A 21,895-nucleotide genomic window follows, 5' to 3' on the forward strand; every position below is an offset into this window, starting at 1 on the left:
AAATTCATTGTGAGGAGGTAAACATGAGCTACGAAGATCGCGATACCTATGGTATGTACAAAAACTACGACGAAAAGGGGCCGGGGCCTCGCTTGATGGGTGCGGATACGCTCATCGGAGACGATGTTTACAACCATAAGGAAGAAGATCTGGGCGATATCAAGGAAATCATGCTCGATATAAACAATGGCAAAATCGCTTATGCGGTATTGTCTTTCGGGGGATTTCTCGGCATGGCCAACAAGCTGTTCGCCGTGCCATGGAGCGCACTGACGCTGGATACCGTGAACAAGCGCTTCCTGCTCAAGGTGGACAAGGAACGTCTCGAATCCGCACCGGGCTTCGATAAAGATAATTGGCCGGATATGGCAGATCCGACCTGGCAAAATACCATCCATTCCTACTACGGGACAACACCCTCCACAGGCCCTACGGATACACCTGACATACCCTATGACGACACACCCTACACAAAACCCTATACGGATAAACAATCCCAAAAGAAGAATTTGGATTCCGGACGAATAAGTTGAGTAAATGACGTGGCTCCACCTGTCTTTGCCGTTTACTTTTGGGTAAACGGCATTGCTGTTTATCCCGGCGCCTGCCATTGATGAGCAGTGTCATTCACGACGGCAGGGGGCCAGCGTAAAGCTGCAGGTAAGATTTCAGTACCGCGATCCTGAAGCTCCCGGGATTTTTACACTTGGAGATTGATAAAGAGACAGCGGAGTTACTGACTGCCCCCCCTACTTGATCCATCGATGCGCGGCATCGTATCCATCGTCCATCGCGATTTAAATTGGAAAATCGCATGTCTCCAGAAAAACCACTCGTTCTCATTACCGGCTCGGAAGGCCGGATTGGCAGAGGGATTGCCGCAGCATTGGGCGACGGCTACACGATTGTCGGTTTCGAGCAGAAGTGTGACGAGAGCCATCATTGCATTACCGTTGACATCTCATCCGATGACGCGATGGCCAGCGCATGTGAGCAATTGCGGCGCCGTTACGGGCAACGGATTGCGTCCGTCATCCATCTGGCCGCCTTTTACGATTTCTCCGATGAGCCGAATTCCTTGTACGATGAAGTCAATGTTCAGGGAACACAACGCCTGCTGAAGGCACTTGCATCGTTCGAGGTCGAGCAGTTCATCTACGCAAGCACCATGCTGGTGCATGCGCCTACCGAGCCGGGTCTGCCAATCAACGAGGAGCAACCGCTGGAGCCGAAATGGCCCTACCCGCGTTCCAAGGCGGCGGCCGAAAACGAGGTTCGCGCCCATCATGGAAGCATACCGATCGTGATATTGCGCCTCGCCGGAGTCTATACGGATTGGGGGGAAGTGCCATCGCTGACTACTCAGATTCAGCGCATTTATGAGCGGCAACTGCAGAGCCACGTATTTCCCGGCAACGTATCGCATGGGCAGTCATTCGTACATCTGGATGACGTGGCACGTGCATTTCGCCAGGCGGTCGAGCGGCGTGCCCACCTGCCTGATGAAATTACCCTGCTGATTGGCGATCCGGTTACGGAAAGCTATGAAGGACTACAGAACTTGATGGGGCAATTGATCCATGGGGAAGCCTGGAGCACGTATCAGGTTCCAAAAACAGTTGCGGTTGCCGGGTCCTGGTTGCAGAACAAAATGGAAGACGTTGTTCCGGATGCCATTGATCGCGGCGTCGAACCTTTCGTCAAGCCATTCATGGTGGCCCTGTCGGATGATCATTTCGAACTGGATATTTCCCGCGCCAGGAAATTGTTGAACTGGCGACCCAGGCATACGTTGCGTGAAACGCTGCCGCAAATTATCGGCCATCTAAAACACAGCCCAGGTGCATGGTACAAGCGCAACAAAATTCCTCTGCCACTCTGGTTGGAAGATATTGAAGATAGCCCGTTCCCAAGTCCGACGCTGATCGACGACAATCGTAAACAGGAACACACTGAGCACTTGCAAACGCTGTGGTGCCATTTTGCCAATGTCGCACTAGGGACATGGCTGATATCAAGCCCGTTCATTTTCGGTCTTGCGGAATCCTGGATGTTAGCCGAGGAACTTGTTTCCCCCACAGGGCGCGGGCTAGCGTTGTCGTCTACGTGGATGACCGCAAGCGATGTCATCACGGGCTTGCTGATCGTGATTTTCGGGTTGCTATCTCTGTCGCGCGACTACGGCTGGGCACGCTGGATCACGGCGTTTTTGGGGACGTGGCTGTTGTTCGCACCGCTTGTTTTCTGGACCTCGAGCGCGGCAGCGTATGCCAATGACACTCTGGTTGGGGCGCTCGTCATTCTTTTTGCGGTAGGCGTACCGTCAGCGCCCGGCGTTAGCCCGATTGCCCGCATGTCGGGACCGGATGCCCCCCCAGGCTGGAGCGGCAACCCCTCCACACTGATTCAGCGCATGGCGGTTGTGGCGCTTGCGTTTGTGGGTCTGTTTCTTTCCCGTTATATGGCCGCATTTCAGTTGGGCCATATTGACAGTGCGTGGGATCCGTTCTTTGGTGACGGTACCATGCGGATCGTAACTTCCGACGTGTCCGAGGCATGGCCAGTCGCCGATGCCGGCTTGGGCGCTACGGTCTATGTACTGGAAATTGTCAGCGGCATCATTGGCGGCAGTCGGCGCTGGCGCACAATGCCGTGGATTGTGTTGTTCTTCGGAATATTGATTGTGCCGCTGGGAGTGGTCAGTATTTTTTTCATCATTATCCAACCCATTGTCATCGGCACCTGGTGCACGCCGTGCCTGGTCGCCTCGTTAGCCATGCTGTTGCAGATCCCCTATTCGCTTGATGAGATCCTGGCGACACTACAGTTCATGAAAGACCGGCGACAAAAAGGAAAATCGTTATGGCATGTATTGTGGCACGGAGATACCATGGAAAGCGGCAGCACCGATGAGTCATCCGGCTTTGATGCGCCGCCTATGACCGTGCTACGGGAGATAATGCAAAGTGGCGTTATCTTTATGTGGACGATGTGGGTCAGCGTTGCCATTGGCATTGCGCTGATGCTTACGCGCGTAATTTTCGATACCGGCGGTTCTGCTGCGGACAGCGATCATGTGATCGGAGCGCTGGTGGTGACATTCTCAATCATGGCGATGAGCGAAGTTGCTCAGCCCTTACGCTTTGTCAACATTTTATTCGGCGCATGGTTGATCGCGGCGCCGTGGCTGTTGACCGGATATTCCGGCATGGCTGGCGCGGCAATTGTTGTTGCCGGAGTGTTATTGATTCTGCTTGCATTGCCGCTCGGCCCGATCCACAACCATTACGGCGCGTGGGATCGATGGATGTCGATCAGCGTGGTGAAGAAACACTGAATGAATTGCATGCCGGACGACAGGCGCCGCTCTGGAACGTACAAGTACTGATAACACCTATACTTGCTGATCTGCGGATGAATCCTGTTTTTACGCGGGGTCAGGATTCCAGCATATCCGGAGAAATGCTGGTGCGTAAAACCATTTCCACAACGCCTCCCTTCGTTTTGTGACTGAACCACCATACCGCCCCTTTCCGGACATTCCATTCCATTGGATCACCGGACATAAGCAAAGCAGCGACTTCCCCCAATGTAGGCTGGTGGCCTACAACCACGACCGCACCTTTCGCGTCTGGCCACCCGGCGGCTGTGAGAATCGCTTTCGCGGAGACACCGGGTCCGATTTCCCTGACAGTCTCAAAATCCTCGTCAAGAGCTGCCGCGGTCTGTTGGGTCCGCTTGGTGGGACTGACAATAATGCGCGTGTGTTTTGGTAATCGTGGCTTTAGCCATTCAGCCATGATCTGCGCTTGTTTTAATCCCTTGCTGGTGAGCTTGCGGGCGCTATCAGGTACCCCGTCCTCAGCTTCGGCGTGACGCCACAGAATGAGATCCATTTTCCCCTCACTGAAAAATCATTGACTATTTTAACCTGTGCAGATTAAACATAATCCGCTTGGGTGCGAAGGCTGGAACGCGCTTGCGGTTACACATTGATCTTCGCTAGGCTGGAAGTGTTCTACGAACAGACGGACTTAAAGACGGACTGAAAGAGGGTATTTTTAATACAGCTACCAACAATTGTATCAACAGCTCCGTGTAGCGGGCGGAAATGAATACGCGGAAATGGCGGGCTTATTCGCCCGCCATTTTCCGCAATTAGGACTTCAACGCTGAAATCGGAGCGCCAAAGTTGATGTGGAAAGGTGCTCCGTTAATCACGATTGCCGGTACCGACTTGACACCAGCCGCTTCTGCGGCCGCAATTTGATCCGCGTTCTCGCCGAGATGGACGAGTTTCACATCGTAGCGGTCGGGATCAAGCGCATCAGCAATCTGATGCTCGGCTTCGACACATACAGGACAGCCAGCGTGATAAAAGGTAGCAGGTGTTTTCATAGTCAATATCTCCAAAGATTTAGATGTCAGTGGGGGCTACCCACGTTCGCAAGAACCAGTCAAGCTGTGACCATGCGACAAGATGATTATAACCGAAGAGCTGAAGGGTATCAAAGATAGGGGGCGATGGCCTTCCAGTTTACTCAATTTCCGCAAACTACTTTCTTCGGCGATTTTGCCCGGATATCTCATCTCAAGAAGGAGTGATATGTTCAGGATCCGGTTCCCTCCTTTAGCGCCAATGCCCGTGCATAAAGCATATTTTTGCTTTCACCGGTTATTTCCGTGGCAAGCCTGACAGCCTGTTTCAGTGGCAGGTCCCGTAGTAGCAGCGTCAGCGTATGTTGCGCCTTGTCGCTGATTCCACCCTCAGCCGCGGGCTCCGCACCGGACAGCAGGAGTACGAATTCGCCCTTTTGCCGGTTAACGTCAGCTTGGAGCCAGGCGATCGCATCGCCCAGGGAGCAGCTGTGAATGGTCTCGAATAATTTTGTCAGTTCTCTGGCAATGGTGAGTTGGCGGTGAATACCAAGCACCTCCGCCAGAATCGCCACGCATTCGAGGATGCGGTGGGGCGCCTCGTAAAATACCAGCGTGTAAGGCTGCGATTTCAGTTGTTCCAGTTCTCGTCTGCGCGGCCCGGCACTGGGCGGTAGAAAACCGTAAAACAGATAGTGTGGGGCAGCGATCCCGGAAGCCGATAAAGCGCACACTGCGGCGTTGGCGCCGGGAATCGGCACGACCTTGTATCCCTGTTCCCGCGCCAGGGCTACCAGAATGCTTCCCGGATCGGAATTCCCGGGTGTGCCGGCGTCAGTGACAAGGGCAACTGATTTCCCGCAGGCGAGCAAATTTACGGCTTGTTTTGCCGTCGCCCGTTCATTGTGCTGATGCAAAGACATCATCTTCTTGATCAAGCCGTGGTGCGCCAGCAGATGCGAGGTGGTACGCGTGTCCTCGGCGGCAATCACGTCCACGGCTGCAAGTACGTCCAATGCTCGCAGACTAATGTCACGCAGGTTTCCTATCGGCGTGGCAACGATGTATAACGTACCCGGTATCATATTTTGCTGTACCTTCAGATCGGTGGTTTGATGGCTAATAATAAGCCTTATGAGTGGATTGGGTTGCATTGTAGAATACATCAATGCGGTGACTATACCTGTTGGAATAGCCAGGGCGATCGACCATGAAAGGTAGCGAGGCCGAAAGGTATGCGGAGCAATTTCTTCTACGCCGGAACCTTGTTCTGCTGCATAGAAACTACCGCTGTCGCTTTGGAGAGATTGATCTCATCATGGGTGATGGAGCGACGCTGGTATTCGTGGAGGTCCGGTTGCGCGCAAGTCCAATTTATGGCGGCGCCGCGGCAAGCATCACGTTATCCAAGCAAAGGAAACTAGTGCTTACTGCACGGCATTACCTCGCTTCATTGAAAGCCGAGCCGCCTTGCCGCTTCGATGCGGTGCTATTATCCGCCTGCGATGACCGGAAAATTGAATGGCTCAAGGATGTTTTCGGCGAATAACAGCCGTGGATCTTGAGTTTGCGCCGGAGCTGGCGACCTCGGATGACTGACGGATGTGGTCACCCGCGACTCTCGGTAAATCGGCATCGCTTCGCTGGTCGCTATCGTCGGTTTTTATCATATCCATTGCGAACCGCGATAAAATGGCGCGACAGTTATATTCGTGACTATGCTTCCTGGATATTCCGGGCCTTGAGAAATGTATCCGTGGTAGTGAGATAATGCGGTTAACCAACTATTATTAGAGGGAATTGATGAAAAACTTGAATCGGAAGGGGCTGCTGCTGCTTGTGTTGCTGGTTCCACTTCTTCCGGGCTGCGCACTGCTCATCGCAACTGGGGTTGCGTCTGGCGTCGGCACCGGTGTGGCAGTATCGCAGGATCGGCGCACAGGTGGTACTTTCGTAGAGGATGAAGGCATTGAGCTAAAAAGTGCTCGGCGCATCAGCGAAAAATTCGGCGGCAATGTTCACGTCAACGTCACGAGCTATAACCGTAACGTATTGCTTACTGGGGAAGCCCCGACCGAGAGCGTAAAAAAGGAAATTGGCAACCTTGTTAAGGGTGTTGAAAATGTGCGCAATGTTACCAATGAAATTGCGGTAGCCGGAATCAGCTCGTTTATGTCTCGCAGCAATGACGCGTTGATTACATCTAAAGTGAAGGGCCGTTTTATGGATGCCGGTAAATTTCAGGTCAATCATGTAAAAGTCGTGACAGAGAACAGCATGGTCTATCTACTGGGATTGGTAAAACGTGCGGAAGTCGAAAGCGCGGTAGAAATTGCCAGTTCCACCAGCGGCGTACAGAAGGTGGTGAAAGTATTCGAGTACCTGGATTAGCAGGGCCCGGTGGCATCTACATCTCCACGCCTTTGACTGCCACAAACGGTGGGGATTAAAGACCGCTTGCGTCCTTTTGTCCACGTTTACGCGTATCTATTTTCTAAAGCGGCCTCAACGGTGATGGAACGGCCAGTAGGCATTTCGTGCAGGTGAGCCGGAAATTTTAACGGCATCTCACCATTCACCGGGATATCAGGAATTCCTGTCAGGTTTGACATTCTCCTATGCTCCCCATCAGCTTTATCACCCAACTTGGGAACCTTCTTCCCCCTGAGCGGCTTCTCACCGATCCGGTGGATTGCTATGCTTATGCTTATGACAATAGCCGCAAAATTTTTCCACCCGGCGCGGTCGCATTTCCCATTACATCCGCGGAAGTGCAAGGAATTGTGGCGCTTTGCAATGGCTATGAAATTCCGCTCACGCCGCGTGGGCGCGGCACCGGTACATCGGGGGGAAGCCTTCCCGAACAAGGTGGCGTGGCGTTATCCCTGGAGCGCATGCTGCGTATTATCTCGGTTGATCCCGCTAATCGCGTGATTGTAGCCGAGCCGGGTGTCCTCAATCAATCGGTGCAGGATGCAGCGAAACCCCATGGTTTTTTTTGGCCGCCGGACCCCTCCAGCGCAGCCTACTCGAGTATAGGCGGAAATCTGGCTACCTCCGCCGGCGGTCCTCATGCAGTAAAATACGGGACAACGCGTGATCATGTGCTGGGGTTGAAAGCAGTCACTGGGGGAGGTGAGTTGATCAAGACTGGCTGCTATACCACGAAAGGGGTGGTGGGCTACGATCTCACGCGGCTTTTAATCGGCTCAGAGGGGACTTTGGCCGTTATCACCGAGGCAACGCTCAAGCTTACTTCCCTTCCTCAAACGCGCGCCGGCCTCATCGCATATTACCGCGATGCCAGAAGTTGTGCGTCGGCAATCGTTCAGATTATGGCCCTTCCTCAAGGTCCCAGCGCACTCGAGTTTCTGGATGCCGGTTCACTCGATTTGATACGTCGCCGCTCTCCCGACATGCTGCCGCCCAATGCCCTGGCAATGCTGATGATCGAGGTGGATGGAGCGTTCAGCTATATTGCGGAATCACGGGCGGTAATTCTTGCTGCCTGCCGTAATACCGGCCTCATCCATGCGGAAGAGGCTGCGGATGCCAGCGCCTTATGGCGCGCTCGCAAGACGTTATCTCCATTATTGCGTGATATCGCGCCCAAGAAAATTAACGAGGATGTCGTTGTGCCGGTTTCCGCATTACCTGAATTTCTGGATGGATTGGCGCAACTGAGCAATAAATACCGGATTGCCAATATTAATTTCGGTCACGCCGGGAATGGTAATATTCATGTTAATCTTCTAGTGAATCCGGATATCGCGGATGAAATGGATCGGGCGGAGAGGTGCCTGAACGAGATATTCGATCTGGTAATCGGGCTTAACGGGACCCTGTCAGGCGAGCACGGCGTTGGCAGCGAGAAACGCGCTTATATCGGCAAGGAGATTGATGCGCCGACGCTGGCGTTGATGAAGGAAATAAAGCGGGTATTTGATCCCCGCAATATTCTTAATCCGGGAAAATTATTCCCATGATGCCATTAAAAGTAAAAACACGGAACGGACGTAGTCTCTTGAAGCAAAGGCGCCGTACTTCCGGCTTCGATTTATTCGGCGATAGGTTTACTACCCTGATGTTCTCAGTAATTCCGCGATATCTTGCGCAAAAACATCGCTGCCGGCGCCATTACTTACGTATAACCTTATTCTTCCCGTTGTATCAAAGATGTAGGTGCCAGTGGAATGATCCACGGTATGGTGGTCCGGCGACTGCCCCGTCTGTTTCTGATAAATAACTTTGAACTCGTTGGCCATGTCCTTCGTCGCCTGCGCGTCACCGGATAGACCCAGGAATGCTGGATTGAATGCGGATAGATATTGCTTGAGCTGCGCAGGGCTATCGCGTTCCGGATCTACCGTAACGAATAATACCTGCACACGTGCGGCATCCTTGCCCAGCTTTTGCATCGCTGCGGCAAGTTCCCCCATGGTGGCGGGGCACATATCGGGACAATGGGTATAGCCGAAAAATAATACTAGCGCTTTGCCCCTGAAGTCTCCCAAGGACCGAATTTCGCCCGCATGATCGGTAAGCTTGAAATCTCTGCCGAAATCCGCGCCGGTGATATCCGTTGAAAGGAATGTTGGTTTTACAGTATTACCACAACCCGCCAGACAGAATACCACCGACCATACTACAATCGCATAGAAACGATGATGCCTCATGAATCCGTCAGAAGCGGATGTAATGATCTACTAATAGCACCGTAAACAAGGCGGCCAAATAAAAGATTGAATAGCGAAATGCTTTTCGCGCAAGCTGATCACTATAATCAAGATAGATTTTTACCGCATAATACAAGAACACAGCGTCCAATATCACCGCGCCGATAAGGTAGATAAGTCCGCTCATCTGGGTTGCATAAGGCATCAATGTCACGGCGATGAGTATCAGCGTGTACAGCAGCACATGCAGACGGGTAAATTTGTCGCCATGGGTTACGGGCAACATTGGCATTCCCACTTTCGCGTATTCCAGCTTGCGGTAGAGCGCCAATGCCCAGAAATGCGGAGGAGTCCACGCGAAGATGATCAGAAACAGCAGCAGTGCGTCGGAAGTCACCTCGCCCGTTACCGCCGCCCACCCCAGCACAGGTGGCATTGCGCCGGAAGCTCCGCCAATGACGATATTCTGCGGCGTCATGGGCTTCAATATGATGGTATAAATGATTGCGTATCCCACGAATGTACCCAGCGTAAGCCACATGGTCAGCGGATTCACCAGCTGATGAAGAATCAATAAACCCGATCCGCCGATCAATGCCAGGAAAAACAAGGTTTCGGGCGAAGTCACTTTGCCCCGTGGCAAAGGCCTGCCACGTGTGCGCGCCATAATCGCGTCGAACTTTTGTTCCACCAAACAGTTTACCGCCGCGGCCGCGCCTGCTACAAGCGCAATTCCCAAGGTGCCGAATATCAGTGCGTTTAATGGCACGGCACCAGGGACCGCGAGAAACATGCCGATAAATGCGGTGAAAACGATGAGTGATACTACCCTCGGTTTCGTTAACCGGTAAAATTCCTGCATGCGCGAAGCAGTTTGCTGCCAAGCCAAATTCGTAGCCATCATTTTCATCTCCTAATACATCACAGGTGAAATGCCTGCTCATAACCGATTGAGGAACCAGGGCAGATTGCCTTGAGGTTTTCTTCGTGAATTACCCGACCCTTCCTGATTGTGACCGTTTAAGTTGCTCTCAATGCTTCATATCGGCCGAACCCATGGCATGTTCCATCTGAGAGACCTGAAGCAATCGTTTAAGGTCTTTTGCCATTTTCGTGGGATCCGGATCTTTAGGAAAACGCATCATCAGATTTCCCATCGGGTCGATAAGATAAATATGGTCGCGTTGCGATTCCTTTCCAGGGATCGATGCGAGTATTTCGCTATCTTTTGCACTAATAAACCAGCTGTCCTTGAAGTCATCCAGGATTTTCGGGGCGGGCGTCTCGCCATCGTCAATCAGCCACACCCGTTCTATCCGGTTCATTTCCTTATTTTGAACCAAACGTACTTGACGCATGTAATAGAGTTTTTTACGACATTGCTCATCGCATTTTCCCGAGTCCACCGTTAGCAGCACCCATTTACCCCGTAGCTGGCGCATGCGAAAAATAGTGTTATCGAGCTGATTCAATCCAGTGCCCGACACAGGCTTAACTTCCAGCAATTCGCCATAATTGATGCTGCCAGGTCTTACCTCCCAAAAATAAAGCAGGTAAGAAGCAATAAATGGCGCGCACATCACCACCAGCAATAAGATCAGCGTACGCCTATTCGTTCTAGCTGCTTTCGGAACGCTCTCGTTTGACACTTAACACCAAATAAATAATGAATACGGCCAACGCCATTGCGAACCATTGAAACGCGTAACCAAGATTCTTGGCGGAACCTGAATCCGGCCGCACCCACTGACGCACCAAACCGTCCTTCACATCGTCCTGCTGCAGTATCATCACCGGCTGCAGCGTCAGGCCCGTGGCGCCTCGATAGCGCTCCAGATCGAGGTTTCCCCATACCTGGCCTGACACCATCTCCTTTGAAAGTTCCAGCGTTTTCTGTACCGCTGAGGTTGCAACTCCCGAGACAACTATCTGCCCGTCTGGCGTTGATATCTGGGGCAACTTGCTACGGTCACGGTCAGCGGCTGCCCAACCCCTATTCACCAGAACATGCATTGAACTTTCACCGATTCTCAGCGGGGTGATGATGTGATAGCCGGCAACGCCATGGTGTATCTTGTTATCCAGATAAATTGTATGCATCGGTAAATACGCGCCCTTTGCCTCAACCCGGCGATATCGAAAATCCTCGAGTTTAACCGGAGTCGTGGGTAACGCTACGGCCGGTTGACGCGAGAGCATATCCAGTTGCTCCTGCCTTGATTCCTTTTCCTGGGCTCGGGAAAGTTGCCAGTTGCCAAGGTTCAGCATGATTATTATGACAACCGCCGCAGCCACCGTTGACCATAATCGTGGCGTGAACCGCCAGCCTGAAATAGTCATTGGATAGTGTGCGGAACTCGGCTAAACTTATTCCCGGACCCAACAATTACTGGAATTTACCTTGAAAATCGTCGTCGTACTATTTCTGTTCTTCATACTCGCCAGCCTGGCATCCGCCTTGTATTACATGATTAAAGACAAGGGGCAAGGCACGCGCGCAGTCAGGTCCCTGACTCTTCGCATTAGTTTGTCGATGCTCCTCTTCGCCCTACTAATGCTGGGAACGTATCTGGGGTTTATTCAGATCTAGCGCGCCATCCTCGCTTTGATATTTATATCAGCCAGTAAACGAAAATAAACAGTCCCAGCCAGACCACGTCCACAAAGTGCCAGTACCAGGCGACGCCCTCGAAGCCAAAATGATTCTCGGGCGTGAAATGACCAGCCATTACGCGACACCATATAACAAACAGCATGATGGAACCCAACGTCACATGGAAGCCGTGAAACCCGGTTAGCATGTAGAACGTCGCGCCATAGGCACCGGTGGTCATCTTGAGGTTGAGGTCGGAATAGGCATGGCCATATTCATAGGCCTGCAGGCCAACAAAGAGAAATCCCAGAAAAAAGGTCAGAAACAACCCCAGCTTGAGTTGCCCGCGCTTGTTCAGCTTGAGCGCCCAATGTGCCCAGGTAACTGTTACGCCCGATGTCAGCAGTATCAGGGTATTGATGGCTGGAAGGCCCCACGGCCCCATCGGCATGAATTTCTCGGTGATCCACGGACCCGCTGTAGGCCAACCTCCCGTGAAATCAGGCCACAGGATCTTATGCTCCAGGTCGGCAAGCTCAGGAACCGTATGGACCCGCATATAGTACAACGCCCCAAAGAAGGCCGCGAAAAACATCACTTCGGAAAAAATGAACCAGCTCATTCCCCAGCGGAAAGATTTATCCACCTGCGCGCTGAACTTGCCACTCTCGCTTTCCCGCGCTACCGCGCCAAACCAGCCGAAAAGCATGTATACAAGTATGGCAAAGCCGATTGCCAGCAGACCATAGCCGAGCGGAAGCCTGTTGACTGAGAACGCTGCACCAAAACCCATGAAAAACAGCGCTATTGCCCCGACCATAGGCCAGGTAGATGGCGCTGGAACGTAATAATGACCGTGACCTGCTTCTTGGCTCATGTTCAATCTCCCGCGTATAATTAATTGATTTCTAACTTGTTGCAAATTTAACCAGCAATATCACACCCGCCACGAACAGCGCCGCACCAACGATGCCTGCGATGATCACTTGCCCCATTGTCAACGTTGCCGCATCATAATCGTGATCGGTATGTTTTCGCACACCAAAAAACGCCCATGACACCGCCTTCATTGCTTGCATGAATGTCCCCTTGGCCGGTTTATCGCTGTCGCCGACTTTCAACTCTTATTCACCCGTTCACCCGTATCCGCGGCACTATCGCTTCCGAGTTCAAAGAACGTATAGGAAATGGTCACGGTATCGAAATCAGCCGGCAGGCCGGGTTCAATCATAAATTGTACCGGCATCTGCCTGACCTCATTCGGTTTTAATACTTGCTTGCTGAAACAAAAACACTCCAGCTTCTTCAAATGCTTGGCAAGCAACTGTGGGCTGTAGCTAGGTATCGCCTGGCCGTTGATCTCCCGATTCGAGTCATTCCGGATTTCATACATTACCTCTACCAGTTCGCCAGGATGCGCGCGCACACTGGATTGCAGGGGCTTGAACTGCCACGGCAGACCGCGCGTATTGGCGTCCAACTGGATCGTTACCCAACGGCTGGTATCTACCTGCGTATTTTCTGTTAGCGTATCTGCCTGTAGCAGATTATTAATGCCTGTAACCTCGCAGATCTTCTCATAAAATGGTACCAGCGCAAAACCGAAGCCAAACATAACTACCGTAAAAATCAGCAGTTTTTTCATTATTACCGAATTGGCTTGGAGTGCGCTCATTACCAGTTTCTTATAATAACTGAAAGGAAAAGTACTACTACGACTGCCAGCAGAATCAGCGCTGTTCTGATTGCTCCACGCTTTCGTTCCGCATCATCTGCTGACATATTCGTATCCCGTTGTTCTACCTGACCACCGGGGGTGTCTCGAAGCTATGGTAGGGCGCCGGTGACGGCAAGGTCCATTCTAGCGTTTTCGCACCTTCCCAGGGCTTGGCCGGTGCTTTCTCGCCGCCACGGATGCACTTTAGCACCACGTAGAGGAATAGCAGCTGGCTGAAACCGAAGCCGAAGGCGCCGATACTGGAAATCATATTGAAGTCGGCGAACTGCAGCGCATAGTCGGGAACACGACGCGGCATGCCCGCCAACCCCAGGAAGTGCTGGACAAAGAAGGCGAGATTGAAAAAGAACATCGACAGCCAGAAGTGCGTTTTGCCCAATGTTTCATCATACATATGCCCGGTCCATTTCGGCAGCCAGTAGTAAACGCCGCCAAATATGGAAAACAACGCTCCCGACACCAGCACATAGTGGAAGTGCGCAATCACATAGTAGGTGTCCTGCACCTGGATATCTATCGGCACGATCGCACAAATGACGCCGCTGAAACCGCCAATGGTAAAGAGAAAAATGAAGCCGATGGCGAACAGCATGGGTGTTTCGAAAGTCATGGAACCCCGCCACATGGTAGCGGTCCAGTTGAAGACCTTCACTCCGGTCGGTATCGCGATCAGCATCGTTGCATACATGAAGAACAACTGGCCGGTGACAGGCATGCCCGCACTGAACATGTGGTGCGCCCAGACGATGCAGGAAAGGATAGCAATGGACGCCGTGGCGTAAACCATCGATGAATACCCAAATAACGGCTTGCGCGCAAACGTCGGAATGATTTCTGAGACGATGCCGAATGCCGGCAGAATCATGATGTAGACTTCCGGATGCCCGAAGAACCAGAAAATATGCTGGAACATCACGGGGTCGCCGCCACCCGCCGCGTTAAAGAAGTTGGTGCCGAAGTTGCGGTCGGTCAGCAGCATGGTGATGGCTCCAGCCAGTACCGGCATCGCCATGACCAGCAAGTAGGCGGTGATCAGCCAGGTCCAGACGAACAACGGCATTTTCATCAGCGTCATGCCCGGCGCCCGCATGTTGAGAATGGTGGTGATAATGTTGATCGACCCCATAATGGAAGCAGCACCCATGATGTGGAGAGCAAAAATAGCCATATCCATGCCCATCCCCATTTGCACCGACAGAGGCGGATAAATCGTCCAGCCGCCTGCAGCGGCACCGCCCGGAACAAAGAACGAAGCGATCAGCAACAGCGCCGCCGGAATCAGCAGCCAGAAACTCCAGTTGTTCATGCGGGCGAAAGCCATGTCCGGCGCGCCGATCATCATCGGTATCTGCCAGTTGGCAAAACCGACAAAGGCCGGCATGATCGCGCCGAACACCATCACCAGGCCGTGCATGGTGGTGAGCTGGTTGAAGAACTCGGGATTGACGATCTGTATACCCGGCATAAACAACTCGGCCCGGATAGTCAGCGCCATCACGCCCCCTGTCAGGAACATCACGAAGCTGAACCACAGATACATCGAGCCGATATCTTTGTGGTTAGTGGTGGTTAGCCACCGCATCATGCCAGTGGGGTGGTGGTCGTGCGCGTGTGCAATGTCGTGATCGTGTACTGCTGCCATGGTTTTCTCCTTGATGCTATTTTCTGAGTTCGATGATTTCGGATGGCTGAACTACGTCGCCCGTCGTATTGCCCCAGGCATTGCGCTCGTAGGTGACCACCGCCGCGATTTGCACATCCGACAGGTGCTTGAAAGCCGCCATGGCTGTGCCGGTCTTGCCGTTCATTACGATGTTGATATGGTCTGCCTTGGGACCGGTGGCAACCTTTGATCCGTCCAGTGCAGCAAAGGTCCCTGGTATGCCCTTGCCATTGGCTTGATGGCAGGCAACACAGTTAGCCGCATAGACATTCTCGCCTTCGGCCTTCAGTTCGTCCATGGTATACACTTTGTTGACGTCAACAGCCGCCACAGCGGATTTCTTGGTTTGTTCAGCTACCCACTGGGTATACTTCTCCGGTTCCACCGCTTCCACGACTATCGGCATGTAGCCGTGCTCCTTGCCGCATAGTTCGGCACATTGGCCGCGATAGATGCCGGGCTTCTCAGCCGTGAACCACGTATCGCGTATGAATCCGGGGATGGCATCTTGCTTGACGCCAAAGGCGGGCACCCACCAGGCGTGGATCACGTCGTTGGAAGTCAGAAGAATACGGATTTTCTTGTTGATCGGCACCACTACCGGGTTATCCACTTCCAGCAAATAATTCTCGCCCTTGGGCTCCCTGTTCTCCAACTGCGCCCTGGGGGTAGACAGGCTGCTCAGGAAGCTGATTCCCTCGCCCTCGCCCGTCAGGTAGTCATACCCCCATTTCCACTGGTAGCCGGTGGTCTTGATGGTGATGTCCGGGCTCGAGGTGTCCTTCATGGCGATGACGGTCTTGGTGGCAGGGTAGGCCATGCCGATAAGTATGAAGAACGGGATGGTGGTCCAGATGATCTCGACCGTAGTGCTATGATGGAAATTCGCAGCTTTGTAACCCTTATCCTTGCGGTGCTTGAGCACCGAGTAAAACATGGTGCCGAATACGCCGATAAAGATTACCAGGCAAACCCATAAGACCATCGTATGCTGATCATACGTCTGCCTGGCAATGATTGTCTGCGGCTCCTGCAAATTTAACTGGTAAGGATCCGCCGCCATGCTCAGTCCGGAATACAAGGCGAGCGTAAGAACTCCTACCAGGGCTGCTGTTGCTTTACTACTCATATTTTCCCCCACTTGATGACTGATTACAGTACGACCCAATAATTATAAAACCCGATATTGGCCCCGGCTTCCATGGACTGTTTTCTCTTTCCAGAACATTTTTGCTTAGATCGGTCCTGCCGGATATCCCGCTACCAACACTTTTCGCCACAAGATTTGTCCTGCGTAAATAACCATGTTGCTAATGTCGGTAATTGTGTTATTCTATGACCTCATAGTAATTCCAAACACTAAGAATAAAGGGCTTGTCTATAAGTTCAAAGTTTCAACTAAAAAATTTAGAGCTCAGTTTTTTATCAACGGCCGAACTATGAGATTTTCTTGCGTAATATCGAATGCGATTGAAGACAATAACAGCGTAATGCACGCGAAAATATCATCGTAATTTCCAGTTACACGATATGCTTTTCGCTTATTTTATTAAGCATAATAGTATCGCCCTGTTAAATTATTTGATTTTCCTTATTCAAATAATTTACTTTTTTTCAGAAGCTTATCGCTCTTGTGTTGTCCAGCAAACCGAGTTGGATTCTTTCAGTACTCCCATCAGTTTCTTTTTATCGCCCCGCTGCTTACTCCATTAGCCGGGAATAAAATAGAACAAAATTCTACCACACCAAAATTGGGCGTACAAGAAAGAAACACGATCTTGTTAACCCAAATTAATAATGCCCCTATTCTAAAAAACGGTATTTTTCCCTCTTCGGAATGTGGTGATTTTACCCTATTTGAATTATGGTAATGCCCGTTAAAAATGTGTAATTTTTCCTCTCGCGAGACAGCCGGTTCCCCCTCCTGCCTTCCCAGATTACAATCCAAGGCAACGGCACTGTTGCAGAACTCAGAATATATCCAGCCATGATTATTCTATTGTCAAATCCCTACTGCCAATCTGGTTAATAAAAGCCGGGATATCTAAATAGCATAGCCCGGCCGACGAGCGTGAACCGCGCGCATACCCGGTACTTTTGCTGCTTACCCATGAAAGAATCATCCTTGACGATATAACCGGCTTCTGCCTATTATTACCGCGATAAGACGCATGCAACCTGCAATCTGCAATTTTGCCGGATTATTTAACGGGCAATCCCACGTATTCATTTCACGAAGATTTCTGCAATCATATTAGGGGGATAGAAATGGCGGCAGCCAACAATACCATTACTGCAAGCAAAGCCCCGGAGCTACAGACATCGTCGTGGCTCAACACCCCGCAGCCGCTTACACTTGCCGCCTTGCGCGGCAAAGTGGTTGTGCTCCATACTTTTCAAATTTTCTGTCCGGGGTGCGTACAGGTCGGTATTCCGCAAGCCCAGAGAATATATCAGGAATTTGACTCGAAGCGGGTAGCGGTGATTGGCTTGCATACCGTCTTTGAGCATCATTCCGTAATGGGTCGGGACGCGCTTGAAGTGTTCGTTCATGAGTATCGGCTGAATTTCCCGATCGGCATCGATAAATATGAAGGGCCGCCCCAAGGCGTGCCGCTCACCATGCACGCATATCAAATGCAAGGAACGCCGACCCTCATTCTGATCGACAAAACAGGGCACATTCGCTTGCATAGATTCGGCCATGTAAGTGACCTGACAGTTGGATTCTCGATTGGCGCATTGCTGGCGGAGGAAATCGATGAATCCGCACAAGTGCCGACGTCAACCCGGGAAAATGACGGAAGTGCTGCCTGTAATTCGGACGGATGCAGCGTCTAATCGAAACGGTGCGCTAGCAGCTTCGGTTTTGTGGGGCTGAGCGCCTTGATCGTCAGTTCCCGAGCCGTCTGGCGAACATAATCCCCGTGCAGGGTGCTACGTATCTTCGAGTACGGGAAAGTCCGCGGTTGCGTCATGAAGGGCTACTCCATATTTTTCTACACGCTAAAATCTCCTTTCATGATGAAATAGCCGATGCCATTTGCTTTTCCGCTCTCTACGCTGTAAGCCGGTCAAGGCCATCCATGTAGTGCTGCAGGGCCTTTGGAATCGACACGCTGCCGTCGGCGTTTTGGAAGTTTTCAAGAATCGCCACTAGCGTCCGTCCTATCGCCAATCCGGACCCATTGAGGGTATGCAATAGTTCCGGCTTGCCTTTCTCATTGCGGAAGCGTGCCTGCATGCGCCGGGCCTGAAATGCTTCGCAATTACTGCATGAAGAAATTTCGCGATAGGCATTTTGCGCGGGCAACCACACTTCGATGTCGTAAGTCTTGGCTGCCGAAAAACCCAGGTCGGCGGTACACAACGCCATCACGCGATAAGGCAGCTCCAGTTTTTGAAGGATCTTTTCCGCATGCCCGGTAAGTTCCTCCAGGGCTTCATAGGATTGCTGCGGATGCGCAAGCTGCACCACCTCCACCTTGTCGAATTGGTGCTGCCGGATCATTCCGCGTGTGTCCCTGCCATAGCTTCCCGCTTCGGAGCGGAAACACGGGGTATGGGCCGTAAGCTTAACGGGAAGCGATTCGAGAGCAATAATTTGATCACGCGCGATATTCGTGAGCGGGACTTCAGCGGTGGGAATCAAGTACAAATTATCATCTTCCAGCGGATATTGCCCTTCGGTCGACAACGCGCCTTGATCAGTCCCATTCTGGGAATGAACGTCGGTTGGAGTCATTTTTTTTCGGGGAATCTCGAACAAATCCTCCTTGAATTTTGGCAATTGGCCGGTTCCCCGCAAGCTCTCCGCATTAACCAGATATGGCACATATGCCTCGGTGTACCCATGCTCGCGCGTATGCGCATCCAGCATAAGCTGCGCAAGTGCGCGATGAAGACGTGCCAGTCCGCCCGTCATAAAACTGAAACGCGAACCGCTGAGCTTGGTGGCGGTCGGGAAATCGAGCAATCCCAAACTTTCGCCAATACTCACGTGATCCCTTGCCGTAAAATTGAAGGAGCGCGGCGTTCCCCAGCGCCGCACTTCCCGGTTATCGGTTTCGCTATTGCCCTCCGGTACGCTGCTGTGCGGCAGATTGGGAATTTGCAATAGCATTTGCTGCAATGCCGTTTGAGTTTGCGCAAGCTGCGCCTCGGCCTGCCTCAGCTCGCCGCCGAGGTTGGCCACTTCCGCCAAAATGACGTCAACGTCTTCCCCTTTGCTCTTGGCATTGCCGATCTGTCTCGAGACGGCGTTACGCCGCGCTTGCAGGTCCTGGGTATGGGTCTGCAGCATCTTGCGTTCCGCCTCCAGCGCGTTGAATTCCGTTACAGAAAAAGCATATCCGCGCGCCGCGAGACGTCTGGCAACATGCGCCAGATCGGTGCGCAATAACTGAATGTCTAACATCTATGACTTGTCCTTCGCCTGTTTGTCCAGTTCGCGCAAGTGCGCCAGCCTTGTGGAAATTTTCCCTTCCAGCCCGCGCACCGTCGGTTCATAAAATTTAACCTCCGGCATGCCTTCCGGAAAATAATTTTTTCCCGCGGCGTAGGCTTCGGGATCGTCATGGGCATAGCGATAGTCACGTCCGAAGCCGAGATCCTTCATGAGTTTGGTGGGCGCGTTACGCAAATGCTCAGGTACGCGATGTGATTTGCCGGTTCCAATAAAAGACCGGGTCTTATTATATGCAGTGTAGGCGGCGTTGCTCTTGGGCGCGGAGGCGAGATACAGTGTTGCCTGCGCCAATGCCAACTCACCCTCGGGGCTACCCAGGCGTTCGTACGTCTCGGACGCATCCAGCGCTACTCGCAGCGCACGCGGATCGGCCAGACCAATGTCTTCCACCGCCGCCCGGATCAGCCGCCGGCCGATGTAAAGCGGATCGGCGCCACCGTCCAGCATGCGGCACATCCAGTAAAGCGCGGCGTCAGGGCTGGAACCGCGTAGTGATTTATGCAGTGCCGAAATCTGATCGTAAAATTCGTCTCCCCCTTTGTCGAACCGGCGGATGCCACGAAAAAGCGCGTTACGCACATAATCCACGCCGATATCGGAAACACCCTCTATTGCCGCCGCGGTTTTTATTTGCTCAAGAAAATTGAGTAGACGCCGGGCGTCGCCGTCCGCGTATCCAACCAATAAATATTTGGCATCGTCGGTAAAACTCAGGCCCCGCAATGCCAGATTATTGGCTCGCTCAAACAGAATAACGAGCTCATCCTCGGACAAGGCGGTGAGCACATAGACCTGTGCCCGCGACAATAGGGCGCCGTTGACTTCAAATGAAGGATTTTCGGTGGTGGCCCCAATGAACGTCACCAATCCCTGTTCGACATATGGCAGAAACGCATCCTGCTGCGACTTATTGAAGCGGTGCACCTCATCCACGAATAGAATTGTGTGGCGGCCCGATTGCTGCAACACCATCTGGGCCCGCTCTATCGCTTCACGGATATCCTTGACCCCCGACAATACCGCCGATAGCGCGATAAATTCAGCATCAAATGCTCGCGCCATTAGCCGTGCCAATGTCGTTTTGCCGGTACCGGGAGGTCCCCAGAGTATCATTGAGTGGGGCTTGCCGGATTCGAACGCAAGGCGCAATGGTCTGCCTGCCCCGAGCAAATGCGACTGACCAACAACATCCTTCAGTTCTTGAGGACGCAACTGTTCGGCCAGCGGTGCCGCTGGCTCCCGCTTTTCGAACAAATCAATCACTGATCACGTCCGCGCCTTCGGGAGGACTGAACTTGAACAACTCCGGCGAGAGCTTGGGGTTTTGCTCCACGCGGGAGAAAGTAAGCACGGTCGTTTGACCAAAATTATCATGCAGCTCCATCGCTTTCAGTATACCCTCGGGGGTAAATCCCAGGCGTACCCATTCAAATGTTCCCTCTTTGGCTTTGGGTTTTGCTTCGAGCCACTCCGTATCTCCCTTCAAGCTGATTTCACTCAGATCAAAATTGGTTTCGATATCGCTGCTTCCCGCAAGCAACGCCGCTGGACTACTACCGATAGCAAGATCGAGCTTGCGTACCGTCACCTGGTCAAGATCGCGGTCGTAGAACCATATCCTGCTGCCATCGCCGACAATCAACTGCTCGTATGGTTTTTCATAAACCCACCGAAATTTGCCCGGACGCTCGAACTGCATGGTACCGCCCCCTTTTTGTACCACGCGCCCATTCTTGTCCAGGACGGTCTGGGCAAATGCCCCGCGAAACGTGCGGGTATCCTGGACGAAAGCCTTGAGGTTGCTTATCGCACCAGCTTCCACAATAGAGCTTATTAAACAGAGTAGTAGGAAAAGATAGGGGTGTTTTAAAAAATTCATGATGTTTTTGCGCGCATTGAGCGCACTACCAGGGGAACAGTCTCAATTGCTGTAAATCGAGATAGGCTATATGATTAATGGAACAACATCCGACTTGTCAATTTTAATAGCCGTAAGGACATGAGCAGGCGATAGCGCTGCAATTTTACCGGCTTCCAGGCTTACATTGGAGCTAAACGCGGCGTTTTTTTGCTTATTCGCAAAAGGCGTTCGCGGGCAGGGCATTATCAGCGAGCGTGAGTGTCTAATAGTTGTAGTATCGCTGCTTTCTCAGCATCGACGCCGGAAAATATCCACCGAAATTTTTCGGGAACTATACAAAAACACAAGAGTCTAAATTTCGCTGGCGGAATTATTATGCCGCCGTAAAGGATGTTGTTTTCAATAATTGGCTTAGGAGGTACTCAAATGGCAACAACACTAGGAACGTCGAGCAGCCACGCCGGCACGGGTGGACGCGATTACGACATGTCGTTGTGGTACGACTCGAAGTGGTACAAA

The 21,895-nt window shown here is 52.2% G+C and carries 23 protein-coding genes; 7 read left to right on the forward strand and 16 right to left on the reverse strand.

The features are described from left to right. Positions 1-23 precede the first annotated feature (23 nt). Entirely contained in the window at positions 24-533 is a 510-nt protein-coding gene (locus tag BLP45_RS12970; protein WP_090372932.1) for a PRC-barrel domain-containing protein, read from the forward strand. 281 nt (positions 534-814) lie between these two features. Further along, positions 815-3,337, forward strand: a complete 2,523-nt coding sequence (locus tag BLP45_RS12975; RefSeq protein WP_090372915.1) for an NAD-dependent epimerase/dehydratase family protein — start codon at positions 815-817, stop codon at positions 3,335-3,337. 100 nt (positions 3,338-3,437) lie between these two features. Here the strand turns inward: BLP45_RS12975 and sixA are convergent, their stop codons facing one another. From sixA to rsmI, 3 genes are all read right to left on the reverse strand, one after another. After that, positions 3,438-3,896 carry a phosphohistidine phosphatase SixA gene (gene sixA, locus BLP45_RS12980; protein ID WP_090372916.1) on the reverse strand — a complete coding sequence of 153 codons (459 nt, stop codon included), beginning with the start codon at positions 3,894-3,896 and terminating at the stop codon, positions 3,438-3,440. Positions 3,897-4,158: 262 nt separating this feature from the next. Beyond that, positions 4,159-4,398: a thioredoxin gene (locus BLP45_RS12985; RefSeq protein ID WP_090372917.1), complete on the reverse strand. Its 240-nt coding sequence runs from the start codon at positions 4,396-4,398 to the stop codon at positions 4,159-4,161. 212 nt (positions 4,399-4,610) lie between these two features. Further along, on the reverse strand, positions 4,611-5,462 hold the full coding sequence (gene rsmI, locus BLP45_RS12990) for a 16S rRNA (cytidine(1402)-2'-O)-methyltransferase (RefSeq protein ID WP_090372933.1): 852 nt from the start codon (positions 5,460-5,462) through the stop codon (positions 4,611-4,613). Positions 5,463-5,587: 125 nt separating this feature from the next. On the opposite strand from rsmI, the gene BLP45_RS12995 reads away from it, so the two are divergent. The 3 genes from BLP45_RS12995 to BLP45_RS13005 all read left to right on the forward strand — a co-directional run bounded on the left by BLP45_RS12995 (position 5,588) and on the right by BLP45_RS13005 (position 8,363). Continuing rightward, positions 5,588-5,926: a YraN family protein gene (locus BLP45_RS12995; protein ID WP_090372918.1), complete on the forward strand. Its 339-nt coding sequence runs from the start codon at positions 5,588-5,590 to the stop codon at positions 5,924-5,926. 254 nt (positions 5,927-6,180) lie between these two features. Beyond that, positions 6,181-6,768 (forward strand): BON domain-containing protein, encoded by a 588-nt coding sequence (locus BLP45_RS13000; protein WP_090372919.1) that lies wholly within the window; start codon positions 6,181-6,183, stop codon positions 6,766-6,768. 227 nt (positions 6,769-6,995) lie between these two features. Beyond that, complete coding sequence (locus tag BLP45_RS13005; RefSeq protein WP_090372920.1) at positions 6,996-8,363, forward strand: FAD-binding oxidoreductase; 1,368 nt, start codon at positions 6,996-6,998, stop codon at positions 8,361-8,363. A 90-nt stretch (positions 8,364-8,453) separates the two neighbouring features. On the opposite strand, the gene BLP45_RS13010 is transcribed toward BLP45_RS13005, so the two are convergent. The 4 genes from BLP45_RS13010 to BLP45_RS13025 all read right to left on the reverse strand — a co-directional run bounded on the left by BLP45_RS13010 (position 8,454) and on the right by BLP45_RS13025 (position 11,393). Next, positions 8,454-9,053 (reverse strand): SCO family protein, encoded by a 600-nt coding sequence (locus BLP45_RS13010; protein ID WP_090372921.1) that lies wholly within the window; start codon positions 9,051-9,053, stop codon positions 8,454-8,456. Between the two features lie 7 nt (positions 9,054-9,060). Further along, positions 9,061-9,957, reverse strand: a complete 897-nt coding sequence (gene cyoE / locus BLP45_RS13015) for a heme o synthase (RefSeq protein ID WP_090372922.1) — start codon at positions 9,955-9,957, stop codon at positions 9,061-9,063. Positions 9,958-10,084: 127 nt separating this feature from the next. Continuing rightward, on the reverse strand, positions 10,085-10,633 hold the full coding sequence (locus BLP45_RS13020) for an SCO family protein (RefSeq protein WP_256327827.1): 549 nt from the start codon (positions 10,631-10,633) through the stop codon (positions 10,085-10,087). A 37-nt stretch (positions 10,634-10,670) separates the two neighbouring features. Beyond that, positions 10,671-11,393, reverse strand: coding sequence for an SURF1 family protein (locus BLP45_RS13025; RefSeq protein ID WP_256327828.1), 723 nt, complete (start codon positions 11,391-11,393; stop codon positions 10,671-10,673). A gap of 61 nt (positions 11,394-11,454) precedes the next feature. Between BLP45_RS13025 and BLP45_RS13030 the strand changes: the two genes are divergently transcribed. Further along, on the forward strand, positions 11,455-11,643 hold the full coding sequence (locus tag BLP45_RS13030; protein WP_090372923.1) for a twin transmembrane helix small protein: 189 nt from the start codon (positions 11,455-11,457) through the stop codon (positions 11,641-11,643). Between the two features lie 22 nt (positions 11,644-11,665). Here the strand turns inward: BLP45_RS13030 and BLP45_RS13035 are convergent, their stop codons facing one another. The 5 genes from BLP45_RS13035 to coxB all read right to left on the reverse strand — a co-directional run bounded on the left by BLP45_RS13035 (position 11,666) and on the right by coxB (position 16,176). Further along, positions 11,666-12,523, reverse strand: a complete 858-nt coding sequence (locus BLP45_RS13035; RefSeq protein ID WP_090372924.1) for a cytochrome c oxidase subunit 3 — start codon at positions 12,521-12,523, stop codon at positions 11,666-11,668. Between the two features lie 31 nt (positions 12,524-12,554). Continuing rightward, a complete protein-coding gene (locus tag BLP45_RS13040) occupies positions 12,555-12,725 on the reverse strand; it encodes a DUF2970 domain-containing protein (RefSeq protein WP_090372936.1) in 171 nt (56 codons plus the stop codon). Between the two features lie 38 nt (positions 12,726-12,763). Then, the gene (locus tag BLP45_RS13045) at positions 12,764-13,321 is read right to left on the reverse strand and encodes a cytochrome c oxidase assembly protein (RefSeq protein ID WP_090372925.1); all 558 of its coding nucleotides are present in this window, start codon (positions 13,319-13,321) and stop codon (positions 12,764-12,766) included. 124 nt (positions 13,322-13,445) lie between these two features. Further along, the gene (ctaD, locus tag BLP45_RS13050) at positions 13,446-15,026 is read right to left on the reverse strand and encodes a cytochrome c oxidase subunit I (protein WP_090372926.1); all 1,581 of its coding nucleotides are present in this window, start codon (positions 15,024-15,026) and stop codon (positions 13,446-13,448) included. Between the two features lie 16 nt (positions 15,027-15,042). Next, entirely contained in the window at positions 15,043-16,176 is a 1,134-nt protein-coding gene (coxB, locus tag BLP45_RS13055; RefSeq protein WP_090372927.1) for a cytochrome c oxidase subunit II, read from the reverse strand. A 1,139-nt stretch (positions 16,177-17,315) separates the two neighbouring features. Here coxB and BLP45_RS13060 point away from each other — a divergent pair. Beyond that, the gene (locus tag BLP45_RS13060; RefSeq protein ID WP_090372928.1) at positions 17,316-17,888 is read left to right on the forward strand and encodes a peroxiredoxin family protein; all 573 of its coding nucleotides are present in this window, start codon (positions 17,316-17,318) and stop codon (positions 17,886-17,888) included. Here BLP45_RS13060 and BLP45_RS14665 read toward each other — a convergent pair. The 4 genes from BLP45_RS14665 to lolA form a co-directional block, all read right to left on the reverse strand. After that, entirely contained in the window at positions 17,885-18,025 is a 141-nt protein-coding gene (locus tag BLP45_RS14665; protein ID WP_176754751.1) for a hypothetical protein, read from the reverse strand. The genes BLP45_RS13060 and BLP45_RS14665 overlap by 4 nt on opposite strands. An 80-nt stretch (positions 18,026-18,105) precedes the next feature. Then, positions 18,106-19,464, reverse strand: a complete 1,359-nt coding sequence (gene serS / locus BLP45_RS13065) for a serine--tRNA ligase (RefSeq protein ID WP_090372929.1) — start codon at positions 19,462-19,464, stop codon at positions 18,106-18,108. Beyond that, positions 19,465-20,778, reverse strand: a complete 1,314-nt coding sequence (locus tag BLP45_RS13070) for a replication-associated recombination protein A (RefSeq protein WP_090372930.1) — start codon at positions 20,776-20,778, stop codon at positions 19,465-19,467. Beyond that, positions 20,771-21,394 (reverse strand): outer membrane lipoprotein periplasmic chaperone LolA, encoded by a 624-nt coding sequence (gene lolA, locus BLP45_RS13075; RefSeq protein ID WP_090372931.1) that lies wholly within the window; start codon positions 21,392-21,394, stop codon positions 20,771-20,773. The genes BLP45_RS13070 and lolA overlap by 8 nt, the downstream gene beginning before the upstream one ends. Positions 21,395-21,895: the final 501 nt, after the last annotated feature.

The sequence above is a fragment of the Nitrosospira sp. Nl5 genome (assembly GCF_900102495.1).
Classification (GTDB): domain Bacteria; phylum Pseudomonadota; class Gammaproteobacteria; order Burkholderiales; family Nitrosomonadaceae; genus Nitrosospira.

Excerpts from the sequence above, each read along its gene's own strand:
- BLP45_RS12970 (WP_090372932.1), top strand. The coding sequence starts at position 24 with ATGAGCTACGAAGATCGCGATACCTATGGTATGTACAAAAACTACGAC.
- BLP45_RS12975 (WP_090372915.1), top strand. The coding sequence starts at position 815 with ATGTCTCCAGAAAAACCACTCGTTCTCATTACCGGCTCGGAAGGCCGG.
- sixA (WP_090372916.1), bottom strand. The coding sequence starts at position 3,896 with ATGGATCTCATTCTGTGGCGTCACGCCGAAGCTGAGGACGGGGTACCT.
- BLP45_RS12985 (WP_090372917.1), bottom strand. The coding sequence starts at position 4,398 with ATGAAAACACCTGCTACCTTTTATCACGCTGGCTGTCCTGTATGTGTC.
- rsmI (WP_090372933.1), bottom strand. The coding sequence starts at position 5,462 with ATGATACCGGGTACGTTATACATCGTTGCCACGCCGATAGGAAACCTG.
- BLP45_RS12995 (WP_090372918.1), top strand. The coding sequence starts at position 5,588 with ATGAAAGGTAGCGAGGCCGAAAGGTATGCGGAGCAATTTCTTCTACGC.
- BLP45_RS13000 (WP_090372919.1), top strand. The coding sequence starts at position 6,181 with ATGAAAAACTTGAATCGGAAGGGGCTGCTGCTGCTTGTGTTGCTGGTT.
- BLP45_RS13005 (WP_090372920.1), top strand. The coding sequence starts at position 6,996 with ATGCTCCCCATCAGCTTTATCACCCAACTTGGGAACCTTCTTCCCCCT.
- BLP45_RS13010 (WP_090372921.1), bottom strand. The coding sequence starts at position 9,053 with ATGAGGCATCATCGTTTCTATGCGATTGTAGTATGGTCGGTGGTATTC.
- cyoE (WP_090372922.1), bottom strand. The coding sequence starts at position 9,957 with ATGATGGCTACGAATTTGGCTTGGCAGCAAACTGCTTCGCGCATGCAG.
- BLP45_RS13020 (WP_256327827.1), bottom strand. The coding sequence starts at position 10,633 with ATGTGCGCGCCATTTATTGCTTCTTACCTGCTTTATTTTTGGGAGGTA.
- BLP45_RS13025 (WP_256327828.1), bottom strand. The coding sequence starts at position 11,393 with ATGACTATTTCAGGCTGGCGGTTCACGCCACGATTATGGTCAACGGTG.
- BLP45_RS13035 (WP_090372924.1), bottom strand. The coding sequence starts at position 12,523 with ATGAGCCAAGAAGCAGGTCACGGTCATTATTACGTTCCAGCGCCATCT.
- BLP45_RS13040 (WP_090372936.1), bottom strand. The coding sequence starts at position 12,725 with ATGCAAGCAATGAAGGCGGTGTCATGGGCGTTTTTTGGTGTGCGAAAA.
- BLP45_RS13045 (WP_090372925.1), bottom strand. The coding sequence starts at position 13,321 with ATGAGCGCACTCCAAGCCAATTCGGTAATAATGAAAAAACTGCTGATT.
- ctaD (WP_090372926.1), bottom strand. The coding sequence starts at position 15,026 with ATGGCAGCAGTACACGATCACGACATTGCACACGCGCACGACCACCAC.
- coxB (WP_090372927.1), bottom strand. The coding sequence starts at position 16,176 with ATGAGTAGTAAAGCAACAGCAGCCCTGGTAGGAGTTCTTACGCTCGCC.
- BLP45_RS13060 (WP_090372928.1), top strand. The coding sequence starts at position 17,316 with ATGGCGGCAGCCAACAATACCATTACTGCAAGCAAAGCCCCGGAGCTA.
- BLP45_RS14665 (WP_176754751.1), bottom strand. The coding sequence starts at position 18,025 with ATGACGCAACCGCGGACTTTCCCGTACTCGAAGATACGTAGCACCCTG.
- serS (WP_090372929.1), bottom strand. The coding sequence starts at position 19,464 with ATGTTAGACATTCAGTTATTGCGCACCGATCTGGCGCATGTTGCCAGA.
- lolA (WP_090372931.1), bottom strand. The coding sequence starts at position 21,394 with ATGAATTTTTTAAAACACCCCTATCTTTTCCTACTACTCTGTTTAATA.